This window comes from Paenibacillus sp. J22P59 (assembly GCF_059383895.1).
This window is the reverse complement of sequence record NZ_JBXENX010000009.1, coordinates 32,299-52,577: the sequence shown is the minus strand read 5'-3', so window position 1 is coordinate 52,577 and position 20,279 is coordinate 32,299. Positions and strand designations below refer to the sequence as shown.

Below are 20,279 nucleotides of genomic sequence, written 5' to 3'. Positions count from 1 at the left end.
TTAGGAGGCGTAAAATGTCTATAACGGATATGGATATAGATCGCTTATTCATAAGGGATCAGTTGGACCCGAGTAGCTTGACCGTAAAGCTATGGGATATCGAGATCATCAGCGGAGGACACGGCTTCCGATTGGCACAACAATTGACGATACCGAGTGCGATTATTGTTCTGCTAAAGGGCGAAGGGATTCTAGAGCGTGATGCGAGTGCTTGTCATATGCACAAGGATAGGGTCTACGTCTGTCCACCTGAGAGCACATTTGGGATAAGCGGCGGTGACAACGATGAAATTAAGATAGCTATTATTCGCTTTGGTTTATTTCATGCGTCGCAACGAAGCCACAAGCGGATGAAAGTCGTGAATGCGGAAGACTATGTGCGAATGGGATACGATACGATCATTACTCCTTTAGGTAAGCTAGCAGCATTATGCCGCTCCATGCATGAGCATTACGAGAGTGCGGATCCACTTCTGCGCTGGCGAGCCCAATTGGAATGCCATGAGCTGGTCTTTGAGATTATGATGGCCGAGCGAAAGCAGCCTGATGAAGACATTCATATTGCGATCGAGCGCTCAAAAGAATATTTGGAGGAGCACTCCTATGAAGCGCTGACAATTGAGCGATTAGCTGGCATTGCAGAGATCAGTCCTAAGTACTATGGCGATCTATTCAAGAAGAAGTATGGCGTTCGTGCATTGGATCATTTGACGAATATTCGACTAAACAAAGCGAAACGATTAATGCTGAATTCCAATCGTCTCCTAAGGGAGATTGCACATGAGATTGGCTACGAAGATGAATTTTATTTCAGCCGCAAATTCAAGAAGCAGTTTGGTGTATCGCCATCTGAATATATCAAGAAGCGGAAACGCAAAGTCGCTCTATATGGCTCGACCTCTCTAATTGGATACTTAACCGTGCTGAATATCATCCCCTATGCTGCTCCGCTTCATCCAAAGTGGTCGGGTCATTATTACGAATATTACGCCTCGGACATCCCTGTTCATTTGAGTGCCTACCGACAAAATTTACATAAGCGAGACAATTTGGACAAGCTGGAGCAGACCAATCCTGAGCTTATTATTTGTGAACCGGGATTAGAGGAGTGGGAGCAAGAGAGATTGTCAGCAATTGCCCCTCTGCATGAGCTGCCAGAAGGTTTTGAAGGCTGGCAGAAAAGACTGCTCTTCGTTGCACAATTACTGGATGAGTGTGAGGAGGCCGAGCGTTGGATTGCTGCTTTTGAGCACAAGCTTACAGCTGCTCGTCATCAATTGAGGCTTACGTTTGGCACCAGTAGCGTTCTTACGGTTCGGCTGCTCAAAAACAATTTTTTCGTTCATTGCAATAATGGAATCAGGGATATTGTCTATGAAGGGCTGGGCATCCGCTCTCCTTACCCGAATGAGAGGCTTCCAATTGAGCGTCTGATTACACCTGAAGAGCTGGATGCCAGCGGGGCAGACCGTATTCTGCTTGTAATCTGCCAAGAGACCGAAACGCTTGAGGGCTGGAAGCAACTGCAGCAATCTTCGCAATGGCTATCTCTCAAAGTGGTAAAAGAGAATCGGATTTCTTTAATTGCTTCGGAGCCATGGAGGGAATATTCACCGCTTGCACTGGAGCGCATATTAGACGAGGCGAAGCTGATCTTTTCTGGAATATGTCCATAAATTTTCGGAATTCTGTCTATGGTGGACCTTCGGCTTACTGGATATAATACAAGAATGATAATCATTATCATTAAATTCAGAAGAGGTAAGCGAAGGGAGTCTTAACGAATAATGAAAAAGACAGCAGCAATATGGGGTCTTATTATGATGCTGGCAATTGTATTGACAGCTTGTGGAGGCAGCAATAAAGAGGCGGAGAATGGCAAGACGGATGCCAATCAACAGGAACAGGCAGCAACAGAGACACCAGCTTCTGAGGAAGCAAAGACAAAAATCATCAAATATTTGGACGAAGAATATGAGCTTCCAGCTAGCACCGAGAGAATTGTCATTACTGGTGCGGTCGAAGCGATGGAGGATTCGATTGTTCTCGACGTTAATCCAGTCGGTGCGGTTACGTTCTCGGGTGTATTCCCTCCGATGTTCGCATCTATTACGGAAGGAACGGAGTCTGTTGGCGAGAAAATTGAGCCGAACTTTGAGAAAATTATGTCGCTTAAACCAGACGTCATCCTAGCCTCTACCAAGTTTAAGCCTGAGGTCGTCGAGCAATTGAAAAAGATAGGGCCAACGATTTCGTATTCTCACATATCGACGAATTGGAAAGCAAACTTGGAGCTGCTTGGCGAACTGACAGGCAAGAAGGATAAAGCTATCGAGGTTATCAATCAGTACGAGAAGGATCTTGCAGGTGCAAAGGCTGAGCTTAGCGACAAGCTGAAGGATAAGAAGGTTGTCGTTGCGCGCGTTCGTCAAGGTGATCTGTATATTTATCCCGAAGCGGTATATTTCAATCCGGTCATTTATGAAGAGCTGGGTCTAGCTGTTCCTGCAGAGGTCAAAGCTGCAAAAGCTCAAGAGCTGCTGTCGGTAGAGAAACTGGCGGAGATGAATCCAGACTATCTGTTCCTGCAATTCTCAGAGGATGAGAATAGAGATAAGCCGAAGGCACTTGAAGATTTGCAGAACAATCCGATTATTAAGAACATCACGGCATTTAAGAACGGTACGGCATTCACGAATGTAGTCGATCCTCTCGCTCAAGGCGGCACTGCGTATAGCAAAATCGAATTTTTAAAGGCTGTCATAGCTAACCTGAGTAAATAGACTTCTAAAATAAGGCGTGTTGGATATGCGGAATAAAACTACGCTGCCGGTTGTCATCCTTCTGATGGCTCCGGCAGCAGCCATTCTTATCATCTTTTTTTCAGTGATCTATGGCGCAAAGAATATTACCAGCGATACCATCTGGGATGCTTTTTTGCGATTTGACCCTGATAGCGTCGATCATCAGATCATTATGACCTCCCGATTGCCAAGAGTAATAGGCGCAATGCTAATCGGCGCTTTTCTTGCGGTCTCTGGTGCGCTTATGCAGGGCATGACCAGAAACTACCTGGCTTCTCCGTCGATCATGGGGGTGTCAGACGGCTCTGTATTTGCTGTAACGCTGTGTATGATTTTTTTGCCGAGTGTTCATTCTACAGGGCTAATTGTTGTGTCGCTTATTGGGTCAGCAATCGGGACTGCTCTTGTATTCGGTATTGCTTGGTTAATTCCAAATGGGATGTCGCCGGTTCGTCTTGCAATTCTAGGGACGGTGATAGGTACGTTTCTAAGCGGGCTAGCAGAAGCGGCGTCAGCCTACTATCAAATCTCACAGTCATTAAGCTTCTGGTACAATGCGAGGCTGCACCAGATGGACCCACATATGATTAAGCTGACGATTCCATTCGCAGTCGTGGGGCTAGTGCTTGCGATCTGCTTGTCCAAGTCGATTACCGTTATCTCTTTGGGAGATGAAATATCGACAGGGCTAGGGCAGCGCACCAGACTCATCAAGCTGCTTACGATGCTGGCTGTCGTTATTCTGACTGGCGCATCGGTCGCTTTGGCAGGCAAAATTGCCTTCATTGGTTTGATCGTGCCGCATATTGCTAGACTGTTAGTCGGCGTCGACTATCGTAAAATCATTCCCGTATCTGCCGTGCTCGGCGGATTATTCCTAGCGATATGCGATATTATTGCCCGGTTTATTAATTATCCCTTTGAGACCCCGATTGGCGTCGTCACCGCTTTATTCGGCGTTCCCTTCTTCCTCTATTTAATTAAGACCAAGGGGGGCGCCAATCATGCGTAAATCATTGTCGCTGCGATATTGGGCGGTGATCGGCTCCACCCTTCTTGTTATTATGGTGGGTGTCTATTTAAGCCTGACCAATGGGTCTTTCGATATGTCGGTGCTAGAAGTAGTTAGGACATTACTGCGTATCAACCCTCTGCCGGAGCATGATTTGATCCTATTCGAATTTCGATTGCCTCGTATCGTGCTTGGCGGCTTAATCGGCTTCGGGTTGGGAGTTGCCGGGACAGTGATCCAAGGCGTGACTCGCAATCAGCTTGCTGACCCTGGCATACTCGGGATTAATGCTGGCGCCGGAATGATGGTTGTGCTCTTCATGCTGCTTGTCCAAGGACAGATCAACACTACAGGCTGGCTGGCCGTAATGATGATGCCTATGTTTGGGCTTATCGGGGGCTTGGCAGCTACGACGATTATTTATTGGTTTGCGAAGCACAATGGGAAATTAGATCCACAGCGCCTTATTCTAGTCGGTATCGCTATCTCCTCGGGCTTTGGCGCTATGACCATGTACGTTTCATTAAAGATGAATCCGAATGATTTCGAAATGGCTGTCGTCTGGCTAGCAGGCAGCATCCACAGCGCGAATTGGAAATTCGTCGTCATGATGCTTCCTTGGCTGCTCATACTGGTTCCGATTCTATGGCTTCGAGGACATATTCTGGATCTATTCCAGCTCGAAGAAGAGAGTGTCAGTGGTCTCGGAGTATCTGTGGAGCGAGAAAAGAACATTCTGCTGTTGTGCAGCATTGGCGTTATAAGCGCATGTGTAGCCGTATCAGGGAGCATTGTCTTCGTTGGATTAATAGCGCCGCATCTCGCGAGAAGGCTGGTTGGCTTGAGGCATAGAGCCATTATTCCAGTCAGCGGATTAGTGGGAACTGCGATGGTTGTCGTTGGCGATTTCATCGGGAAGACGGTATTTGCTCCTGCAGAGCTTGCGGTAGGTATTGTTATCTCTATTATCGGTGTACCTTACTTCGTATATCTGCTTTTATGCATGAGAAAGTGAGTGCGAAGACTCGGAAAGGAGCTTGTATGAATTATTTGGAGCATATCATAGTCGAGGACCGCTCGCTGACAATCTATTTGCCGCCATCTTACCGACGTACGAATGATCGCTATCCTGTCGTTTATGTACAGGACAGCGGGGAGTTATTCGAGAATTGCCTTAATCAACTGGAGCATCTTTATGCACAGAGCTTAATGACTGAGGCAATCTTGGTAGGAATTGTGCCCCATAATCGTAACAATGAATATACGCCGTGGTTAGCAGAGCCGCTATTGGAAGGCCGTCCAGCGTTTGCTGGTGAAGGGAAAGCCTATGTGGACGAGCTTGCGGATGTACTAAAGCCCTATATGGATGATCATTATCGCACACTGCGGGAGGCTGAGCACACAGGAATCGTCGGCGGCTCATTTGGTGGTTTAATCGCATTATTTGCAGCGTATTGGAGACCTGAGGTTTTCGGGAAAATCGGGATGATCTCGGCATCCCTATGGTACGAAGGCGTAGTAGATTATTTGAAAAAGCAGAGCGCTCCTGCTGGTCATCTGCGGTTATTTATGTCCGTAGGAAGCTGTGAGGGAATCTACAAAAGCAACATTCAAAAGAACATGGTGCCTAATACCCTGAAGACCTACTCACTGTGGAAAGAGAAGGGGATTACTCTAGATCGACTCCATCTTGTGATAGAGGAAGGGGGAACCCATGATGTGCAATATATGACCGCGCAATTTGCTCATGCACTACAGTGGCTATTCGGGGCTGGAAAAGAGACTTCTAGAGGCGCCGCAATGGATGAGCTGCCAGAATTAAAATTCGAAATGTACGGTACGAAGCAGTTAATTATGCATGCGCATCGTACAGGTAGAGAATATCGAATTTCCGTATCTGTACCAGCAACACCGCCGCCTGAAGCGGGATATCCTGTCCTTTATTCGCTTGATGGCAATGCGAATTTCGCCACGTTAACCGAAACGATGCGCCTGTTCTCTCGCCCGCCGCATGGCATTGAGCCTGCTGTTATTGTCAGTATAGGGTACGATTCCAACGAGCCCATCGTCACTAGTCAGCGCTTCTATGATTATACGGAAGAAGCCGATTCTTCTGAGCTTCCTCCACGACCGGATGGAACCGCTTGGCCCGAGACCGGAGGGGAGGAGCTGTTCATGGCGTTTATTGAGGAGGAATTAAAGCCTGCTATAGAGCGCCGGTATGCGATTGACCGTAATCGGCAAGCCTTGCTCGGTCACTCGCTTGGAGGGCTATTCGTGCTGAAGCTGCTGTTTACCAGGCCCCACTTGTTCACTACCTATATTGCGGGAAGCCCGTCGATCTGGTGGAAGAATCACAGCCTGCTGAAGAGCTTACCTCTGCTGGTGGAGAAGCTGCAACGAGGGGAACTCCATGCAAGACTATTCATTGGTGTCGGATCAAGTGAGAAGCCGCATATGGTTCAGGATGCAGAGCAACTGTATGAACGGCTCCTGCCTTATCATGGGCAAGGGCTCGAGCTTGCCTTCCGGAAATTTGAGAAGGAAGGGCATTTGACGGTTGTGCCTTCCTTGCTTAGCAGTGGCTTGTCGTTTTTTTTAGGGTAGATCGAGGCTCATGAACAAAAACATCATCCGTATGGGGATGGTGTTTTTTTGCTATTAAACAAAATTTATTGTAAAAGTAACAACTTTTAATCTCGTTTGGTTATGATGTATGCCATTCTAAGAACTCAAGTCGATTTCCAAAGGGGTCGTTCAAATAGAAGCGTCTTACTCCTTCAGCAGTCCTTACTTCATCATCCATAACTTGAATATTATTGTGAAGCAGATACTCACGCAACTCATCTAAGTTCTGTACATGAAATGCTGGGTGGGCTTTTGTAGCGGGAATAAAATCTTTTTGTACTCCGATGTGTACTTGATGAGTGCCGCACTCAAACCAAACGCCGCCACGTTTTTTTAAAGCTTCAGGCTTTGGAATCTCTATCCAACCTAATAAGTTATTGAAAAAATTCCGAGCCTCTGTTTCGCAACCTTCTGGGGCTGCTAGTTGAACGTGGTCAAGACCATAGAAATTGTAAGCCATCTATTACCCTCCTTTTGTTTCACATAGTGAAAACGTGTTTCATACTATAGACCCATTTTATAGTAATATTCAATAAAAATCCATCCCGGCTCCAAATATTGCATAATAAAATTTAACTTGTAGATGTACCTTATTCCTGCTACGATCATAATGACTTATTAAACAGCTTTAATAAGTCATTATGATCGTAGGCGGTGAGAGTATGGTAAGTGATACACGGCTTACTTCGCAACAAACGAAGCTAGAAATTTTACGAAGCATTCGAACGGTGCTATTAGAATTAGGAATGGCAACGAAGGTCGAATTAAGCGATAAGCTGCCCTATAGCTTTCCAACGATAAGCAAGTTTTTAAAGCAGATGGAGGAGACAGGAGAAGTACAGATCATTGGCCTTGATGAGTCCAGTGGCGGAAGAAGAGCAAAAAGATATGCCTATAACCCTAATTTTAAGTTAGGCATGGCTGTTTTTCTAGAAAAAAACGAAACGCATTATATGATTTATAATGGTGTGGGCGACGTAATGAAGCAAGGTCATGCGCCTAGTATTCTTGAGGAAGATGTGCAGAAGTTGGTCACGCTTATTGAAGCTGAAAAAAAGGCCTTTCCTACCATTCATGCTGTAGCCATTGGTGTTCCTGGTGCCGTTAATAACGGAACGATCTTTCTTATACCAGGGTATGAGAACTATCACAATAGAAATTTGAAACAGCTTATCGAGGAGCAGCTAGGAATTCCGACCGTGATAGAAAATGATGTGAATGCAGCAGCAATCGGCTATATGACTGAGCGGAATATGCAGAAAAACACTTCCATGATGTATCTTTATTTGGGGAAGAATGGTCCCGGTGCAGGAATAATAATTAATGGAGAAATCGTTCGAGGAAAAACATTCTTCTCAGGAGAAGTAGCCTTTATCCCACAGTGTAACGGGAAGAACTTCTTCGAAGCATTGCACGACGAAAAGGATGCTTTGCCTCCCCTGTTGCAAAACGAGCATAGAACAGATGTGATTAGCCGCTTAGTGGCATCCATCACCTCTATTTTGAATACGCATTATTTTATTTTTTGCGATGATGAGATGGATACGAATAGGCTTAATCAAATTGCTGAACGTAGTGGAAGCTACGTGCCAGCAGAGCATTTGCCCGAATTAAGAGCAAGTGATTTCAAGAAGGACTATCTCAATGGGCTGCAAAGCCTAGGGTTAAGCTTATTAATTTCACAACAAGTAGACAGCTAAGGAGCACACATAACGATGGCAACGTTCTTTTTACTTATTATCTATTTAGCCTTTATTAGTTTGGGATTGCCCGATTCCTTGCTCGGATCGGCATGGCCTGTGATGAGAATGGATTTGAATGCTTCTCTGGGAACGGCGGGCATTCTTTCGATGGTTATTGCAGGCAGCACGATTGTATCCAGCTTGTTGAGTGGTGCAGTGCTCAAACGATTTGGTACGGGAAAAGTAACGCTCGTGAGCTGTATAATGACGGCCGCAGCTTTGCTGGGCTTTGCTTGGTCGCCTTCATTGGTTTGGTTAATTATATTCGCCATACCACTAGGCTTAGGTGCTGGATCTGTCGATGCTGGCTTAAATAGCTATGTTGCGGCCCACTACAAGGCTCATCATATGAGCTGGCTGCATTGTTTCTGGGGAGTAGGGGCAACACTTGGACCGATCATTATGGCTTCCTTTATTTCCGGGCAGGACCTATGGAGACAAGGCTATCTCACTGTAGCTATTATTCAATTTATTCTAGTCATTATTTTGTTCGTTTCCTTGCCTTTGTGGGACAAGGTGGCCAAGAGCAGCAATCTGCTCAAGGCTGACAGTCACAATGAGGGAAGCGTTCAAGAGGTTGATCATGCATCAGCGAACACCAAGCCTTGGAAGGTTAAAGGGGTTAAACTAGCGATGCTCACCTTCTTATTCTATTGCGGGGTCGAGGCAAGTATAGGATTGTGGGGCAGCAGCTTTCTTGTAAACGTAAAGGACTTACCGGCATCAACAGCAGCGCAATGGGTATCTTTGTTTTATTTGGGCATTACATTCGGCCGATTCGTTACCGGTTTTATTACTTTCAAGATGAGTAACAGGAAGCTGATCCGTTATGGCCAGCTCACGGCTTTATTGGGAACCGTACTGTTAGTATTGCCGTTTCCAACCGTTGTTTCACTTGCAGGCTTCATGATTATAGGGGTCGGACTAGCGCCGATCTTCCCATGTATGCTGCATGAAACGCCTGTACGCTTCGGGAAAAAGCATGCGGAGTCGATTATGGGGTATCAAATGGCGACTGCCTATACAGGCAGCACGTTCATACCGCCATTCATCGGATTGACGGCCTCCTATACCACTATGGGTGTCTTTCCGACGATTATTATTATTTTTGCGATTGCTATGCTCTTATGTACAGAGAAGCTGAATCAATATATGAATGCAAAAGCAGGAGCAAGATAAGTACTCGCTCAATTGAAATTTCTCGAATAACTCATTTCATTAAGATGGTATCCCCTCAACGGAGACAGGAAAAGGCAAGCTGATTTACTTGTCTGCGTATAGAGGGGATTTTGTTTGTTTTTTATTACATTATTAAAAGTATAAAAAAATTGCCTGATTTTCCATTGAGACATTGGCGTTATCCTTTTATAATCAGTGATAATGATTATTATTCTCTAGTCTATCATCTTGTAAAGGGGTATCAACATGATTCGGATTCGAATGATCTCAGCACGACTATGCCTGCTAGGCATTATTGCACTTTTATTAACCTCCTGCACGAGCAGTAAGCAGTCTGACGCGTCCGAGGTACCTACCCGTGCCTTCAAGCATGAGCTTGGCGAAGCGATTATTCCTGTTAAGCCGCTGCGAGTTGCTTCAGATCAGTATATGGGACAGCTCCTCAAGCTGGGCATTAAACCGATTGGCGTACGCGAGAACATGCTCCAGGAAGCTTGGATTCCGTATGCGAATTTGCAAGAGGGGCTACTTGACGGCATTGAGAATTTAGGCGGTTTTCCGCTTAATCTGGAGAAGCTTGTATCGGTTGAGCCCGATCTGATCATTAGCTCACTCCCGGACAATCAGGAATCCTATAATAAAATTGCACCGACTGTTCACATTCCGTATTTTTCAGAAAGCTATAAATCTCCGTTAGACAAGCTGTTAAAAATCGCTGAGTTATTCGATAAAACGGATGTAGCAAATAAATGGATCGCGGATTTTGATAATCAAGTGGCAGATGCGAAGCAAAAAATTGCGAATTCCGGTCATTTGAAAGAAGGAGAGACGGTATCCGTAATGGCTGTATTCGATAAAAATGTATATGTATTCGGACCTAAAGGCGCGTATGGCGGGAGTATGGTCTACGATTATCTGAAGCTGAAACCGACTGATAAAGTGGAGGAGCTGCTTACTAAAGAGACAGGAAGCAGCGGGCTTTCGCTTGAAGCAGTTCCTGAATATATGGGCGACCATGCCTTTATTACAGTCATTAACCAAGATAAGGCAGACGAACTTATGAACAGCGAATTTTGGAAGAGCATCCCTGCTGTAAGCAATAATCAGGTGTATTTTTATGAAGCAAGTATTTTTGCAATGGATGATCCTTACTCGATGGAAGCGCAACTGAAAATTATAGTGGATCTTCTGACCGCCTCTTAGCTGAAGCTTCAGAATCTGCCCATATAGGTAATAATTCGAACCCGTTCTCTACGACTGTGTAGATAACGGGTTTCAGAGCTATCTTCTTGAGATCACTGGTCTATCACGAATGCATCGAGCAAGAAAGGACGACAACCTATGATCGAAATAAAGAATGAGACACCACGCTCCATTTCCTTTACGCTGCTTCATATAGATCGGTATGAAGCAAATGAAATAATCCATTCCGTCCCTTATATTAATAATCAACCCCTATTAATCGCGATGATTAGAGGAAGCCTATATGTTGAAGCGAACAGCAGAAAGATCGAGCTTCACCCAGGGGAGCTGCTTTCTCTTGCCTCTACAGCCGCCATTGAAATCAGCGGTGCAGCAGATGCTTTCTGCTATATCATTACCTACGCTGTACAAAGTACAGGTCATTCAGAGGTGGAGCTCCCTTGTTCCCCCTCTTCGCTTTTTCCTGACCAGTATGTATGGAAAGTATCTTGGCAAAGGCTCTCAAGAGGGCTGGAGCAGCTATGCAAAGACAGATGGAGCTCAGATCCATTGCAGCAATTGGCGAACCATATGCATTTTCAGGAATGGATGATGTTCATTCTATTGGAACGAGATTTACAGAATGATGCGAAGCAAGCCAGCAAACAAGCGGTTGAACAAGCTATTGATTATATGCATGCTGCTTATCATGAAGATATTACGGTCGATAAGCTGGCCATGGAAGCTAGAATCAGCCGAAGGCAGTTCACTGAGCTATTTCGAATGCTGACGAATAGAAGCGTGACGGAATATTTGACTGATCTGCGAATGCAAGAAGCGAAGAAGCTCCTGCTCGCTGGCGGTCAATTATCCTATATTGCCCGAACTATTGGCTATCGGGATGAATATTATTTCAATCGTCGCTTCAAGCAAATGATCGGGCAATCGCCCCGTCAATACGCGCAGAACAAACGGAGATCGCTTAGAAGCTTCACACTGGCGTCAAGTCCCCAGCGTATTGTGGCAGATCAATATATGGGACAACTGCTTAAGCTGGATGCGATTCCTGTAGGTGCCCGGACGGGCATGCTTATGGAAGAATTCATCGGTTCGAAGCAGAGAGGCAGCAGCCGCTTGCAAGAAATCGTCGATTTGGGAAATGGCTTTCCTATGTGCCTGTCCCGTGTATCTGATCTAAAGCCTGATCTGATTGTGACGCAAAACGAGCAGCAATATGACATGCTTAATGAAATTGCTCCCACACTGTTGATAACTTATCAAAGTGTAAGCCCTTTTGAGAAATTCCGGTTGATCGGGGGTGCTCTTCATAAAAGCAATGTGGCAGAGCAGTGGATTGAGGACTATCAGTGTCGAATTGAACAGGTGCGGTCGCAGATCGTAAGCAAGCTTGGGCACGGCTATTCCGTCACGAATTTGCTGCTGCTGGATGGGAAGCTATTCGTGCTCGGCAGACATGCGGGCTATGGCAGCTTCAGCCTATATCAAGCCTTGCAGCTGCAAGCTTCCCCTAAGCAGCGTAAGGAGCTTAACGAAGTTTCGTTAAGTATAGAGATTCCGTTCTCGGAGCTCCCCAAATATGCCGGTGACCATATTTTTATCTCTATCTACGACAACTCTTCCGCGTTACTAGACAGTGAGGTTTGGAGGAGCCTGTCTGCTGTTCGAAAAGGCCATGTTTACTTTTGCAATCCCTACCGTTTCGCCTTTGAAGACCCTTACTCACTGGATGAGCAGCTACAGGTCATTGCAGGCAGCTTGCTTCAGCGATGAGGTCGGGCAGTAGCTGCCTAACGTTCCATTACTTCCTTCAATATTGACAATTTTAATTGATAACGATTATCATTTAAGCTGTAAAGGATTGATTTGTTATTGATTTAATGGGTTCATAGGAAGGGGCATCAGCTATGCGGCAGAATGAACAGGAGCTTCATGAGCATTTCTATCACTACTTTAATCAAATTGATCTTATAAAAGAAAAACAGGGATATATGGAGTCATTCAGTCTTCCAGAATATTATGGTCAAGGAACATTAAAGCGTCTTATCATTCGTCCAGGCTTAGAGCTGGTTATCTCACAATATTGCTTTTGGTCGGACATTACGACTACCTTTCGGGGACAAGAGCCATTGATCGAGCTTAATTTTTGCTTGCAGGGTGATGGCGTTATAGAAGCTGAGGGACAATCAGCAGATATTCATCAGCATGATTGGCAGCTATGGCTTGCCAAAGACATCAAAGCCTCTATGGTTCATTCCGCTAATGAGCAGGCAACCTTCGTTGGATTAAGAATGACGGCAGCTGTATTTGATCATTATTTGCAAGCGGGCTGCCCCAATGGAAGAAATAGCTTTGATGATATCGTAGGCTCAGGGCATATGCGTATTTTTCAGGATAAGATACCGCCCCGTATTCAAGCCGTCATTCACGAGATCATACAATGTCCGCAAGATGAGCCCCTTAAGCGGTTATATATGGAGAGCAAGGTATTAGAGCTCCTCTGGATTAGCTTAGAGATCAGTCTTATTTCTCCTGCCAGCCAACAGAAAGGCTCTATACTGCGTGGAGATGATTTGGAGAAGATTAGGCTGGCGAAGACGATTCTGGAGGAGCGGCTTGATTGCCCACCGACGCTAATGGAGCTGTCAAGGCTGATTGGATTGAATGATTATAAGCTGAAGGCTGGATTCAAGGAGGTATTCGATACGACCGTCTTCGGTGCATTAAGAGAGATGCGGCTTGAGAAAGCAAAGCAATATTTGGAGAAGGGCTGTATGAACGTAAGCGAGGCAGCAATATCCGTCGGATATTCCAATCCGGGATATTTTGCAGAAGCATTTTACAAAAAATATGGAGTTAAGCCTAGGCTTTTATTAAAAAGATAATCTCAATTCCTCCGTCTGACCGCATTAATAATCCGTTCAGAAGAGGTTTTTTTTATTATGCAGTGATAATCTTTATCAGTAAGTAATTTGCTGAAGAAGAGAGGAGGAGCTGTATTGCGAACGAAAACAGGGGTCTTGAGGCTAATGGAGCTGACGAATGAGAAGCGGGGCCTGTTGCTGATATCTCTTTTGTTGTCCATATTGAGTGCAATCTTTATGTTAGTTCCGTATGCTTCCGTCTATTTTATTGTAAAAGAATTGCTGATGAACGCGGCGAGTCCTGCATTGGCCGACACCGATTCGATCCTTCGCTGGGGAGGCTTTGCTCTGATCGGCTTAGTAATTGGCTTGGTCACGATGTATGGGGCTGGCATGGCTTCACACGTTGCCGCATTTCGCATTCTCTATGGGCTGCGGATGAAGCTATCCAATCATATAGGCCGATTGCCGCTGGGCTGGCTGACAGGCACTTCTACCGGAGCTGTAAAAAAGACGCTGGATAGCAATGTGGAGAAGATTGAGGGATTTGTTGCCCACCAGCTTCCGGATTTCATACAGGTGCTTGTCACAATGGTCGTTATGGTTGGTGCTATGTTTTATTTGAATGTATGGCTTGCTCTTGCAAGCTTGGTGCCAATTGTTCTAGGCATCGTTGCTCAGATTTCCATGATGCGCGGGGTGGAGAAGAGCGACAGCATCAAGCGATATTACGATCATTTGCAGGCAATGAACGGATCAGCTGTGCAATATGTTCGCGGTATGCCAGCGATTAAGGTATTCGGGCAAACGGTGCACTCCTTCCGTAAGTTCCATTCTGATATGATCAGCTATCGGGACTACTGCGTGAAGTATACGGATCAATTTCAAAAGGGTTATTTGCTCTATAAGGTGCTTCTCAGCTCGTTTGCTGCTTTTATTTTGCCTGTAGGCGTATTTTTATTAGATCGTAATCCGGGAAGTACAGCATTTGCTGCTGTATTATTCTTTTTCCTAATCATGGCGCCTGGCATAACCGCCCCTATGTTCAAGCTGATGAGCATGGCATCATCGCTGCGCGATATAAATGAGGGTGTCAAGCGGATCGATCTTATCTTGGCAGAGAAGCCTGTGCCTGAAGCGAGTAATCCAGAAATGCCAAGCACTTACGCTGTCCAATTTGATGGCGTATCTTTCTCTTACCAAGCGGAGGCTGGAGCATCGAGGCAGAATGCCCTGGCGGATATATCCTTGTTAGCCAATCAGGGGAAGGTAACGGCATTAGTAGGACCGTCGGGCTCAGGCAAATCAACGGTAGCTAGCCTTATTCCTCGATTCTGGGATGTAGGGCGAGGGAGTATTCGGATAGGCGGAGTGGATGTCCGCAATATGCGGACACAGGATCTCATGAATACGGTTGCCTTTGTGTTCCAGGAAACCTTCTTATTCTACGATACTTTATATAACAACATCGCGGTTGGCAGGCCAGATGCATCTCGCGAGGAGGTTTATGCTGCGGCTCAAGCGGCGCAATGCCATGGCTTCATTAACAAGCTGCCGCAGGGCTATGAGACGTTGATCGGCGAGGGAGGCGTGTATTTATCTGGAGGGGAAGAGCAGCGTGTGGCGGTAGCGAGAGCTATTCTGAAAAATGCGCCTGTCCTTGTATTGGATGAAGCGACCGCCTTCGCTGATCCAGAGAATGAGTTTGAAATGCAGCTTGCTCTGAAGGAGCTGATGAAGGGGAAGACGGTAATCGTTATCGCTCATCGTCTGTCCTCCATTAAGGATGCTGACCAGATAATTGTTCTGAATGAAGGGCATGTAGTAGAGAGAGGGAAGCATGAACAGTTAGTCGCTGACGCAGGTCTTTATGCTCATATGTGGGCTGCTTACTCAGACGCAGGCCAATGGGAAATGGGATTGAGAGGTGTTCGGACTTGAGTATGCTGAATCATATTGCGGCTGGAAGCCCAAGCAGGCTATGGAAGCCGGTTTTGTATACAACGTTAGCGAATTTGATAGCTATACTGCCGTTTGCGATGTTGGTCGAAAGTGCAAAAATTATTTTTGAGCCATTCATTTATCCCGGAACACAGCTCGATACGACTCGCTTATGGTGGATATGCGGCCTAATGATTATAGCGAGTATCCTTATGTATATCAGTGAAGTGCCTGCTTACAATGCCCAATACCGCGGCGCCTACACGATAGCGGCAGAAGGAAGGGCGAGTCTTGCCGAGCATTTAAGAAAGCTGTCTCTCGGTTATTTGAACAAAAGAGATCCGGGTGATTTGGCGAACACCATGATGGGTGATTTTACACTAGTCGAGCATGGTTTGTCCCATCTTGTTCCTCAAATGATTGGGGCACTTATACTGCCAATTATCGCGCTGGGTGGACTTGCCTTCCTCGATTACCGCATGGCAATAGCGATGTTCGCTGCATTTCCAGTAGCCATTCTATTGATACTTCTTACATCGACGCTTCAACGGAGGCTTGGTACTGCCCATATGCGAGCTAAAATTGACGCTTCCAACCGGATGCAGGAGTATCTGAACGGAATACGGATCATTAAGGCATACAATGTAGCAGGAGAAAACTTCGTGCGGCTTGAGAAGGCCTTCAGAGCGCTGATGCGCCACAGTATACGAATTGAGGGAATGCTGGGGCCCATTGTACTGAGTGCGATAGCCTGCATTCGAGCTGGCCTTACGATTATGGTTATTGTTGGTGTTCACTTGTTGCTAGGAGGAAAGATTGAGCTGCTTACGTTCGTGGCTTTTCTATTAATAGGAGCCCGAATATTTGACCCGCTCTCGGCAGCCTTAGTTAACTATGCGGAGTTTCGGTACAATGAGCAGGCAGGAAAAAGAATTATTAAGCTGATGGAAGAGCCCATCATGACAGGGAATTGTCAGCCGCCAGCCGGCCATGAGATTGAATTTCAGCATGTATCTTTCGGTTACAATGAGCATTTAACGATAAGCGATCTAAGTATTCGCATACCTGAAGGCTCCTTCACTGCCTTGGTTGGCCCTTCCGGCAGCGGCAAGAGTACGCTTCTTCGTTTAATTGCGCGTTTCTATGATCCGGTACAAGGAAATGTGCTGCTTGGCGGAGACACTATGCGAGATATGGAGCCTGAGGCACTGCTTCAGAAAGTATCCATGGTATTTCAAGATGTCTATTTGTTTCAAGATACGATTGGCAACAATATTCGATTCGGCAAGAGCGGAGCAACGCAGCAGGAGGTTGAAGCAGCTGCCGAGGCAGCATGCTGCCATGATTTCATTATGAGCTTGCCCAAGGGCTACGATACAATGGTCGGTGAAGGCGGAAGCACATTGTCGGGAGGAGAGAAGCAGCGTATTTCCATTGCTAGAGCATTGTTAAAAGATGCGCCGATATTGCTGTTGGATGAAGCGACAGCTTCACTCGATCCCCATAATGAGCTGGAAATTCAGCGAGCCATTGATCGGCTTGTAAGAGGCCGGACCGTTATCGTCATTGCCCATCGTTTGAAAACGATACGCCATGCAGACCAAATTATCGTTCTGGATGAGGGAAGAGTGGCTGAGCAAGGCAAGCATCATGATTTGTTAGTCCGAGGAGGCTTGTATGCCCGCTTGTGGCAGATTCAGCAGCAGACAGGGGCATGGAAGCTGTAGTTGCTTTTTCTCATAAATAAAGGCTATGTTAAATTCTGATGTTGATCTTTACGATAAGAAAGCCGCCTCTTTGAAGAGGCGGCTTCTGCTTGTCTATTGCTAGTTTTACCCTAGTAATATATCTTTCAATTAAGTCTTCTTGTAAACGTCACTTATTTATTACCGAGCTGTTCCGCTAAGCCGATTAGAAGTCCTTCAACTCCACGAATGTAGCAGAGCCGATACGAGTCTCCGTACTGAACTACTTCGCCAACGAGCTCAGCACCATGCTTTGTAAGTCTGGATACCATTTCGTCAATGTCTTCAACGGTGAACATAACGCGTAGATAACCGAGGGCATTTACAGGAGCAGCTCGGTGATCTGATATAGTAGGTGGGGTGAGAAATCGCGAAAGTTCAATTCGGCTGTGGCCATCAGGGGTAACCATCATAGCAATCTCCACACACTGTGATCCCAGCCCAGTTACGCGACCAGCCCATTCACCTTCGACAGTAGCTCGCCCTTCGAGCTTCAAGCCAATTTCCTCGAAGAAAGGGATTGCGTTATCAAGGGATTCTACAACGATGCCAACATTGTCCATTCTTAGCAATTTGCTTTTTTCCATAGCTTTATCTCCTTATGTGTACAAATTTATAGCCTGATCATCTTCCTATTTATTCTATCAAGAATTACTAATTCCATCCAAACGTTTAACATCTTATCATCATTCATGATAACAAAGATAAGTCAGAGTATAGTAAAATGTGAAATTTGGTTCTTGAATATGTCATTATCGTCCAATGTATCAGCAAATCTCTACTGATTGCGGCATTAGGAAGAGATAAGCACCCCGTATTGCTGGAGCAAGTGGTTTATCCTCTGGACTACATAGTAGTTTTTCTGCTTGGATAGCTGCTCCTGACGCAGTCAGATTAGTCCACTCCGTTACAATATTTAATTGTTTAAACGTATCATAATTTAACCTTCCTAAAATGCAAGGGGGAAAGAGTTCGAGAAACCTAACTGTTCATTCTGACCCTATAATATTGAATCTTTCTGTCCCTACTTATGGGGTCAAATAGCGACTACAATGATACAAGCTCCAATCGAATATGTACGTGACAGTAGAAGATTGGAATATATATGCTGTGGGAGGGAAATAAATTGGACAATAAATTAGATGCCAATGAGCTTATGCAAAATCGACAGCGGCCAGCATGGACGACGAATACCTTCAATGATCATCCAGGTTTCACTCGTATGTTTGCTCCGGGCAAATTGACAATCGGTCTATTTTTACCGCTCAAATTCTACGAAGGCAATATGGATGTGCTGCAGGGCCAAGCTGACTTGGTGGAGAAGATCGATCAGCACAATTTTGCTGCTGTGTGGGTACGGGATGTGCCTCTATTCGATCCAAGTTTCCGCGATGCTGGTCAGGTATTCGATCCTTTTGTTTATTTGGCTTATCTTGCTGCAAAAACAAAAAACATAACTTTAGCAACAGGAAGTGCGATCTTCACGCTGCGCCATCCTATCGATTTGGCCAAAGCTGCCTCCTCTATTGATGTACTGTCAGGTGGACGGCTCGTGCTTGGGATTGCTTCGGGGGACCGGGTCGCAGAGTTCCCCGCTTATGGAGTGAATGCGGATCAACGAGATGTAAGGTTTCGAGAGACGGTTGCGTTTTTTCGGGAGCTTATTCATCAACGGAGCCCTGTCATCCAATCTTCCCTTGGCCAAATGCAAGGGGTAGAATTGCTTCCTAGGCCTTCCACAGGCGGGATTCCGCTTGTGGTGACCGGCTCCAGCCGACAATCGCTGGACTGGATTGCGGAGCATAGTGACGGTTGGCTGACTTATCCTGAATCTACAGCGAATAGTATAGGGCCTCGCAAGCTAGCGCAAAAGATCAACGCTTGGCGCACAAAAATACCTGGCGGGGTGTTCAAGCCGCATATGACTAATGAGTGGATCGATCTTGTGGAGGATGTGAATTATCCTCGAACACCGATTCGCGGCGGATACATATTGCGTACGGGACGTGCCGGTCTGATTGAGCTATTAAAGGAATGGCAGGAGGCTGGAGTTAATCATGCTGCGCTCGGCATCCAATTTTCAAGCCGGCCGCCTGCCGAAGTGATTCAGGAGATAACTGAGGAAGTGCTGCCTTTGTTCCCTGCGAATGCTGGTCCGAACGCTTTGTCTACGAGATGGTGATGTCATCATTTGTGACGATTCCATACCGATTAATTGTAACTCTATTGTTATATGTGTTGGAGCGCTATTATCATTGTGAAAAAGAGGCAGTTAAGCAACGGCATATGGTAAACTTAACGTTATCATTCAGTAAGAAAGCGGTGAATAAATGACATTGTATATTGCTTTGCTGCGTGGCATCAACGTAGGCGGGAAGAATAAGATTAAGATGGCAGAGCTCAGAGAGGCTCTTGAAGCGATAGGCTTGGCAAGGGTGCAGACATATATTCAAAGCGGCAACATCCTGTTTGAGTCGGAGGAAGATGAGGCATCGCTGCGTAAGCGGATTGAACAAGAGATTGAGAAGGTATTTGGTCTCTCAATTAAGACGATTATGAGATCAGCAGCGGAATTGAAAGCAATTGTTGAGAGCTGTCCCTTCTCTGCTAAGCAGATTGCTGAAGCGGAGGCCTCTACGGGGGTAGAGTGCTTATACATCACGATGCTGTTGGAGGAGCCGCAGGCTGAGCGTATCGAGAAGCTGCAGGCCTTCGACTGCAAGGATGATCAATTCCAGATTGTGGGGAGGAACGTTTACCTCTTGTTTGGGGAAAGCATACGTACTTCAAAGCTTGCGATTCAAGTAGAGAAGCTGGGTGTTCCAACTACACGCAACTGGAAAACAATGAATAAGCTGGTCGCCTTATGCAACGAAAGAGAAGGCAGCCTGTCAGTAGATCACGCCTAAGGGGTACCTTGGGTTCGACTGTCTTCCCTATATTAAAGTTATAGACGTTCTCGATAAGACAAGCTGAAGACAGCATCCTTGTGGATGCTGTCTTTTTATTTGTCTCGTACAGTTCAACCAATTGTAATGACCACGTTCATTTTTATGGGGAAAAACCATTCGAAAACATGCTTAGGAATATGTGTAATTAGACATATGGTTATGACACGGCCAGCAGGAAATGAAGCTTTATAATCAAAACTAATTGATTTTTTA

Annotated in this window: 16 protein-coding genes; 14 read left to right on the top strand and 2 right to left on the bottom strand. The window is 45.8% G+C overall.

Annotated elements, in window-relative coordinates; translation table 11 throughout:
• Window positions 1–14: 14 nt before the first annotated feature.
• The 5 genes from AC50YO_RS16640 to AC50YO_RS16620 all read left to right on the top strand — a co-directional run bounded on the left by AC50YO_RS16640 (window position 15) and on the right by AC50YO_RS16620 (window position 6,423).
• Window positions 15–1,676 carry a helix-turn-helix domain-containing protein gene (locus AC50YO_RS16640; RefSeq protein WP_494848796.1) on the top strand — a complete coding sequence of 554 codons (1,662 nt, stop codon included), beginning with the start codon at window positions 15–17 and terminating at the stop codon, window positions 1,674–1,676.
• A gap of 111 nt (window positions 1,677–1,787) precedes the next feature.
• Window positions 1,788–2,783 (top strand): ABC transporter substrate-binding protein, encoded by a 996-nt coding sequence (locus AC50YO_RS16635; protein WP_494848794.1) that lies wholly within the window; start codon window positions 1,788–1,790, stop codon window positions 2,781–2,783.
• Window positions 2,784–2,808: 25 nt separating this feature from the next.
• Window positions 2,809–3,816 (top strand): FecCD family ABC transporter permease, encoded by a 1,008-nt coding sequence (locus AC50YO_RS16630; RefSeq protein WP_494848792.1) that lies wholly within the window; start codon window positions 2,809–2,811, stop codon window positions 3,814–3,816.
• Window positions 3,809–4,831, top strand: a complete 1,023-nt coding sequence (locus AC50YO_RS16625; protein WP_494848790.1) for a FecCD family ABC transporter permease — start codon at window positions 3,809–3,811, stop codon at window positions 4,829–4,831. Before AC50YO_RS16630 ends, AC50YO_RS16625 begins: the two co-directional genes overlap by 8 nt.
• Window positions 4,832–4,857: 26 nt before the next feature.
• On the top strand, window positions 4,858–6,423 hold the full coding sequence (locus AC50YO_RS16620; protein WP_494848788.1) for an alpha/beta hydrolase: 1,566 nt from the start codon (window positions 4,858–4,860) through the stop codon (window positions 6,421–6,423).
• Window positions 6,424–6,523: 100 nt separating this feature from the next.
• Here AC50YO_RS16620 and AC50YO_RS16615 read toward each other — a convergent pair whose 3' ends face one another.
• On the bottom strand, window positions 6,524–6,904 hold the full coding sequence (locus AC50YO_RS16615) for a VOC family protein (RefSeq protein WP_494848786.1): 381 nt from the start codon (window positions 6,902–6,904) through the stop codon (window positions 6,524–6,526).
• A gap of 202 nt (window positions 6,905–7,106) precedes the next feature.
• Between AC50YO_RS16615 and AC50YO_RS16610 the strand changes: the two genes are divergently transcribed.
• The 7 genes from AC50YO_RS16610 (at window position 7,107) to AC50YO_RS16580 (ending at window position 17,097) form a co-directional block, all read left to right on the top strand.
• Window positions 7,107–8,144, top strand: coding sequence for an ROK family transcriptional regulator (locus AC50YO_RS16610; protein WP_494848784.1), 1,038 nt, complete (start codon window positions 7,107–7,109; stop codon window positions 8,142–8,144).
• 15 nt (window positions 8,145–8,159) lie between these two features.
• Window positions 8,160–9,365 carry an MFS transporter gene (locus AC50YO_RS16605; protein ID WP_494848780.1) on the top strand — a complete coding sequence of 402 codons (1,206 nt, stop codon included), beginning with the start codon at window positions 8,160–8,162 and terminating at the stop codon, window positions 9,363–9,365.
• A gap of 246 nt (window positions 9,366–9,611) precedes the next feature.
• Entirely contained in the window at window positions 9,612–10,568 is a 957-nt protein-coding gene (locus AC50YO_RS16600; protein WP_494848777.1) for an ABC transporter substrate-binding protein, read from the top strand.
• A gap of 138 nt (window positions 10,569–10,706) precedes the next feature.
• A complete protein-coding gene (locus AC50YO_RS16595; RefSeq protein WP_494848775.1) occupies window positions 10,707–12,338 on the top strand; it encodes a helix-turn-helix domain-containing protein in 1,632 nt (543 codons plus the stop codon).
• Window positions 12,339–12,472: 134 nt separating this feature from the next.
• Complete coding sequence (locus AC50YO_RS16590; protein ID WP_494848773.1) at window positions 12,473–13,450, top strand: AraC family transcriptional regulator; 978 nt, start codon at window positions 12,473–12,475, stop codon at window positions 13,448–13,450.
• A gap of 114 nt (window positions 13,451–13,564) precedes the next feature.
• A complete protein-coding gene (locus AC50YO_RS16585; protein WP_494848772.1) occupies window positions 13,565–15,370 on the top strand; it encodes an ABC transporter ATP-binding protein in 1,806 nt (601 codons plus the stop codon).
• A 2-nt stretch (window positions 15,371–15,372) separates the two neighbouring features.
• Window positions 15,373–17,097, top strand: coding sequence for an ABC transporter ATP-binding protein (locus AC50YO_RS16580; protein ID WP_494849240.1), 1,725 nt, complete (start codon window positions 15,373–15,375; stop codon window positions 17,095–17,097).
• Between the two features lie 152 nt (window positions 17,098–17,249).
• Here AC50YO_RS16580 and AC50YO_RS16575 read toward each other — a convergent pair whose 3' ends face one another.
• Window positions 17,250–17,702 (bottom strand): VOC family protein, encoded by a 453-nt coding sequence (locus tag AC50YO_RS16575; protein ID WP_494848770.1) that lies wholly within the window; start codon window positions 17,700–17,702, stop codon window positions 17,250–17,252.
• A 539-nt stretch (window positions 17,703–18,241) separates the two neighbouring features.
• On the opposite strand from AC50YO_RS16575, the gene AC50YO_RS16570 reads away from it, so the two are divergent.
• Both AC50YO_RS16570 and AC50YO_RS16565 read left to right on the top strand, forming a co-directional pair.
• Entirely contained in the window at window positions 18,242–19,297 is a 1,056-nt protein-coding gene (locus AC50YO_RS16570; protein WP_494848767.1) for an LLM class oxidoreductase, read from the top strand.
• Between the two features lie 148 nt (window positions 19,298–19,445).
• Window positions 19,446–20,024, top strand: a complete 579-nt coding sequence (locus AC50YO_RS16565; protein WP_494848765.1) for a DUF1697 domain-containing protein — start codon at window positions 19,446–19,448, stop codon at window positions 20,022–20,024.
• Window positions 20,025–20,279: the final 255 nt, after the last annotated feature.

Excerpts from the sequence above, each read along its gene's own strand:
- AC50YO_RS16640 (WP_494848796.1), top strand. The coding sequence starts at position 15 with ATGTCTATAACGGATATGGATATAGATCGCTTATTCATAAGGGATCAG.
- AC50YO_RS16635 (WP_494848794.1), top strand. The coding sequence starts at position 1,788 with ATGAAAAAGACAGCAGCAATATGGGGTCTTATTATGATGCTGGCAATT.
- AC50YO_RS16630 (WP_494848792.1), top strand. The coding sequence starts at position 2,809 with ATGCGGAATAAAACTACGCTGCCGGTTGTCATCCTTCTGATGGCTCCG.
- AC50YO_RS16625 (WP_494848790.1), top strand. The coding sequence starts at position 3,809 with ATGCGTAAATCATTGTCGCTGCGATATTGGGCGGTGATCGGCTCCACC.
- AC50YO_RS16620 (WP_494848788.1), top strand. The coding sequence starts at position 4,858 with ATGAATTATTTGGAGCATATCATAGTCGAGGACCGCTCGCTGACAATC.
- AC50YO_RS16615 (WP_494848786.1), bottom strand. The coding sequence starts at position 6,904 with ATGGCTTACAATTTCTATGGTCTTGACCACGTTCAACTAGCAGCCCCA.
- AC50YO_RS16610 (WP_494848784.1), top strand. The coding sequence starts at position 7,107 with ATGGTAAGTGATACACGGCTTACTTCGCAACAAACGAAGCTAGAAATT.
- AC50YO_RS16605 (WP_494848780.1), top strand. The coding sequence starts at position 8,160 with ATGGCAACGTTCTTTTTACTTATTATCTATTTAGCCTTTATTAGTTTG.
- AC50YO_RS16600 (WP_494848777.1), top strand. The coding sequence starts at position 9,612 with ATGATTCGGATTCGAATGATCTCAGCACGACTATGCCTGCTAGGCATT.
- AC50YO_RS16595 (WP_494848775.1), top strand. The coding sequence starts at position 10,707 with ATGATCGAAATAAAGAATGAGACACCACGCTCCATTTCCTTTACGCTG.
- AC50YO_RS16590 (WP_494848773.1), top strand. The coding sequence starts at position 12,473 with ATGCGGCAGAATGAACAGGAGCTTCATGAGCATTTCTATCACTACTTT.
- AC50YO_RS16580 (WP_494849240.1), top strand. The coding sequence starts at position 15,373 with ATGCTGAATCATATTGCGGCTGGAAGCCCAAGCAGGCTATGGAAGCCG.
- AC50YO_RS16575 (WP_494848770.1), bottom strand. The coding sequence starts at position 17,702 with ATGGAAAAAAGCAAATTGCTAAGAATGGACAATGTTGGCATCGTTGTA.
- AC50YO_RS16565 (WP_494848765.1), top strand. The coding sequence starts at position 19,446 with ATGACATTGTATATTGCTTTGCTGCGTGGCATCAACGTAGGCGGGAAG.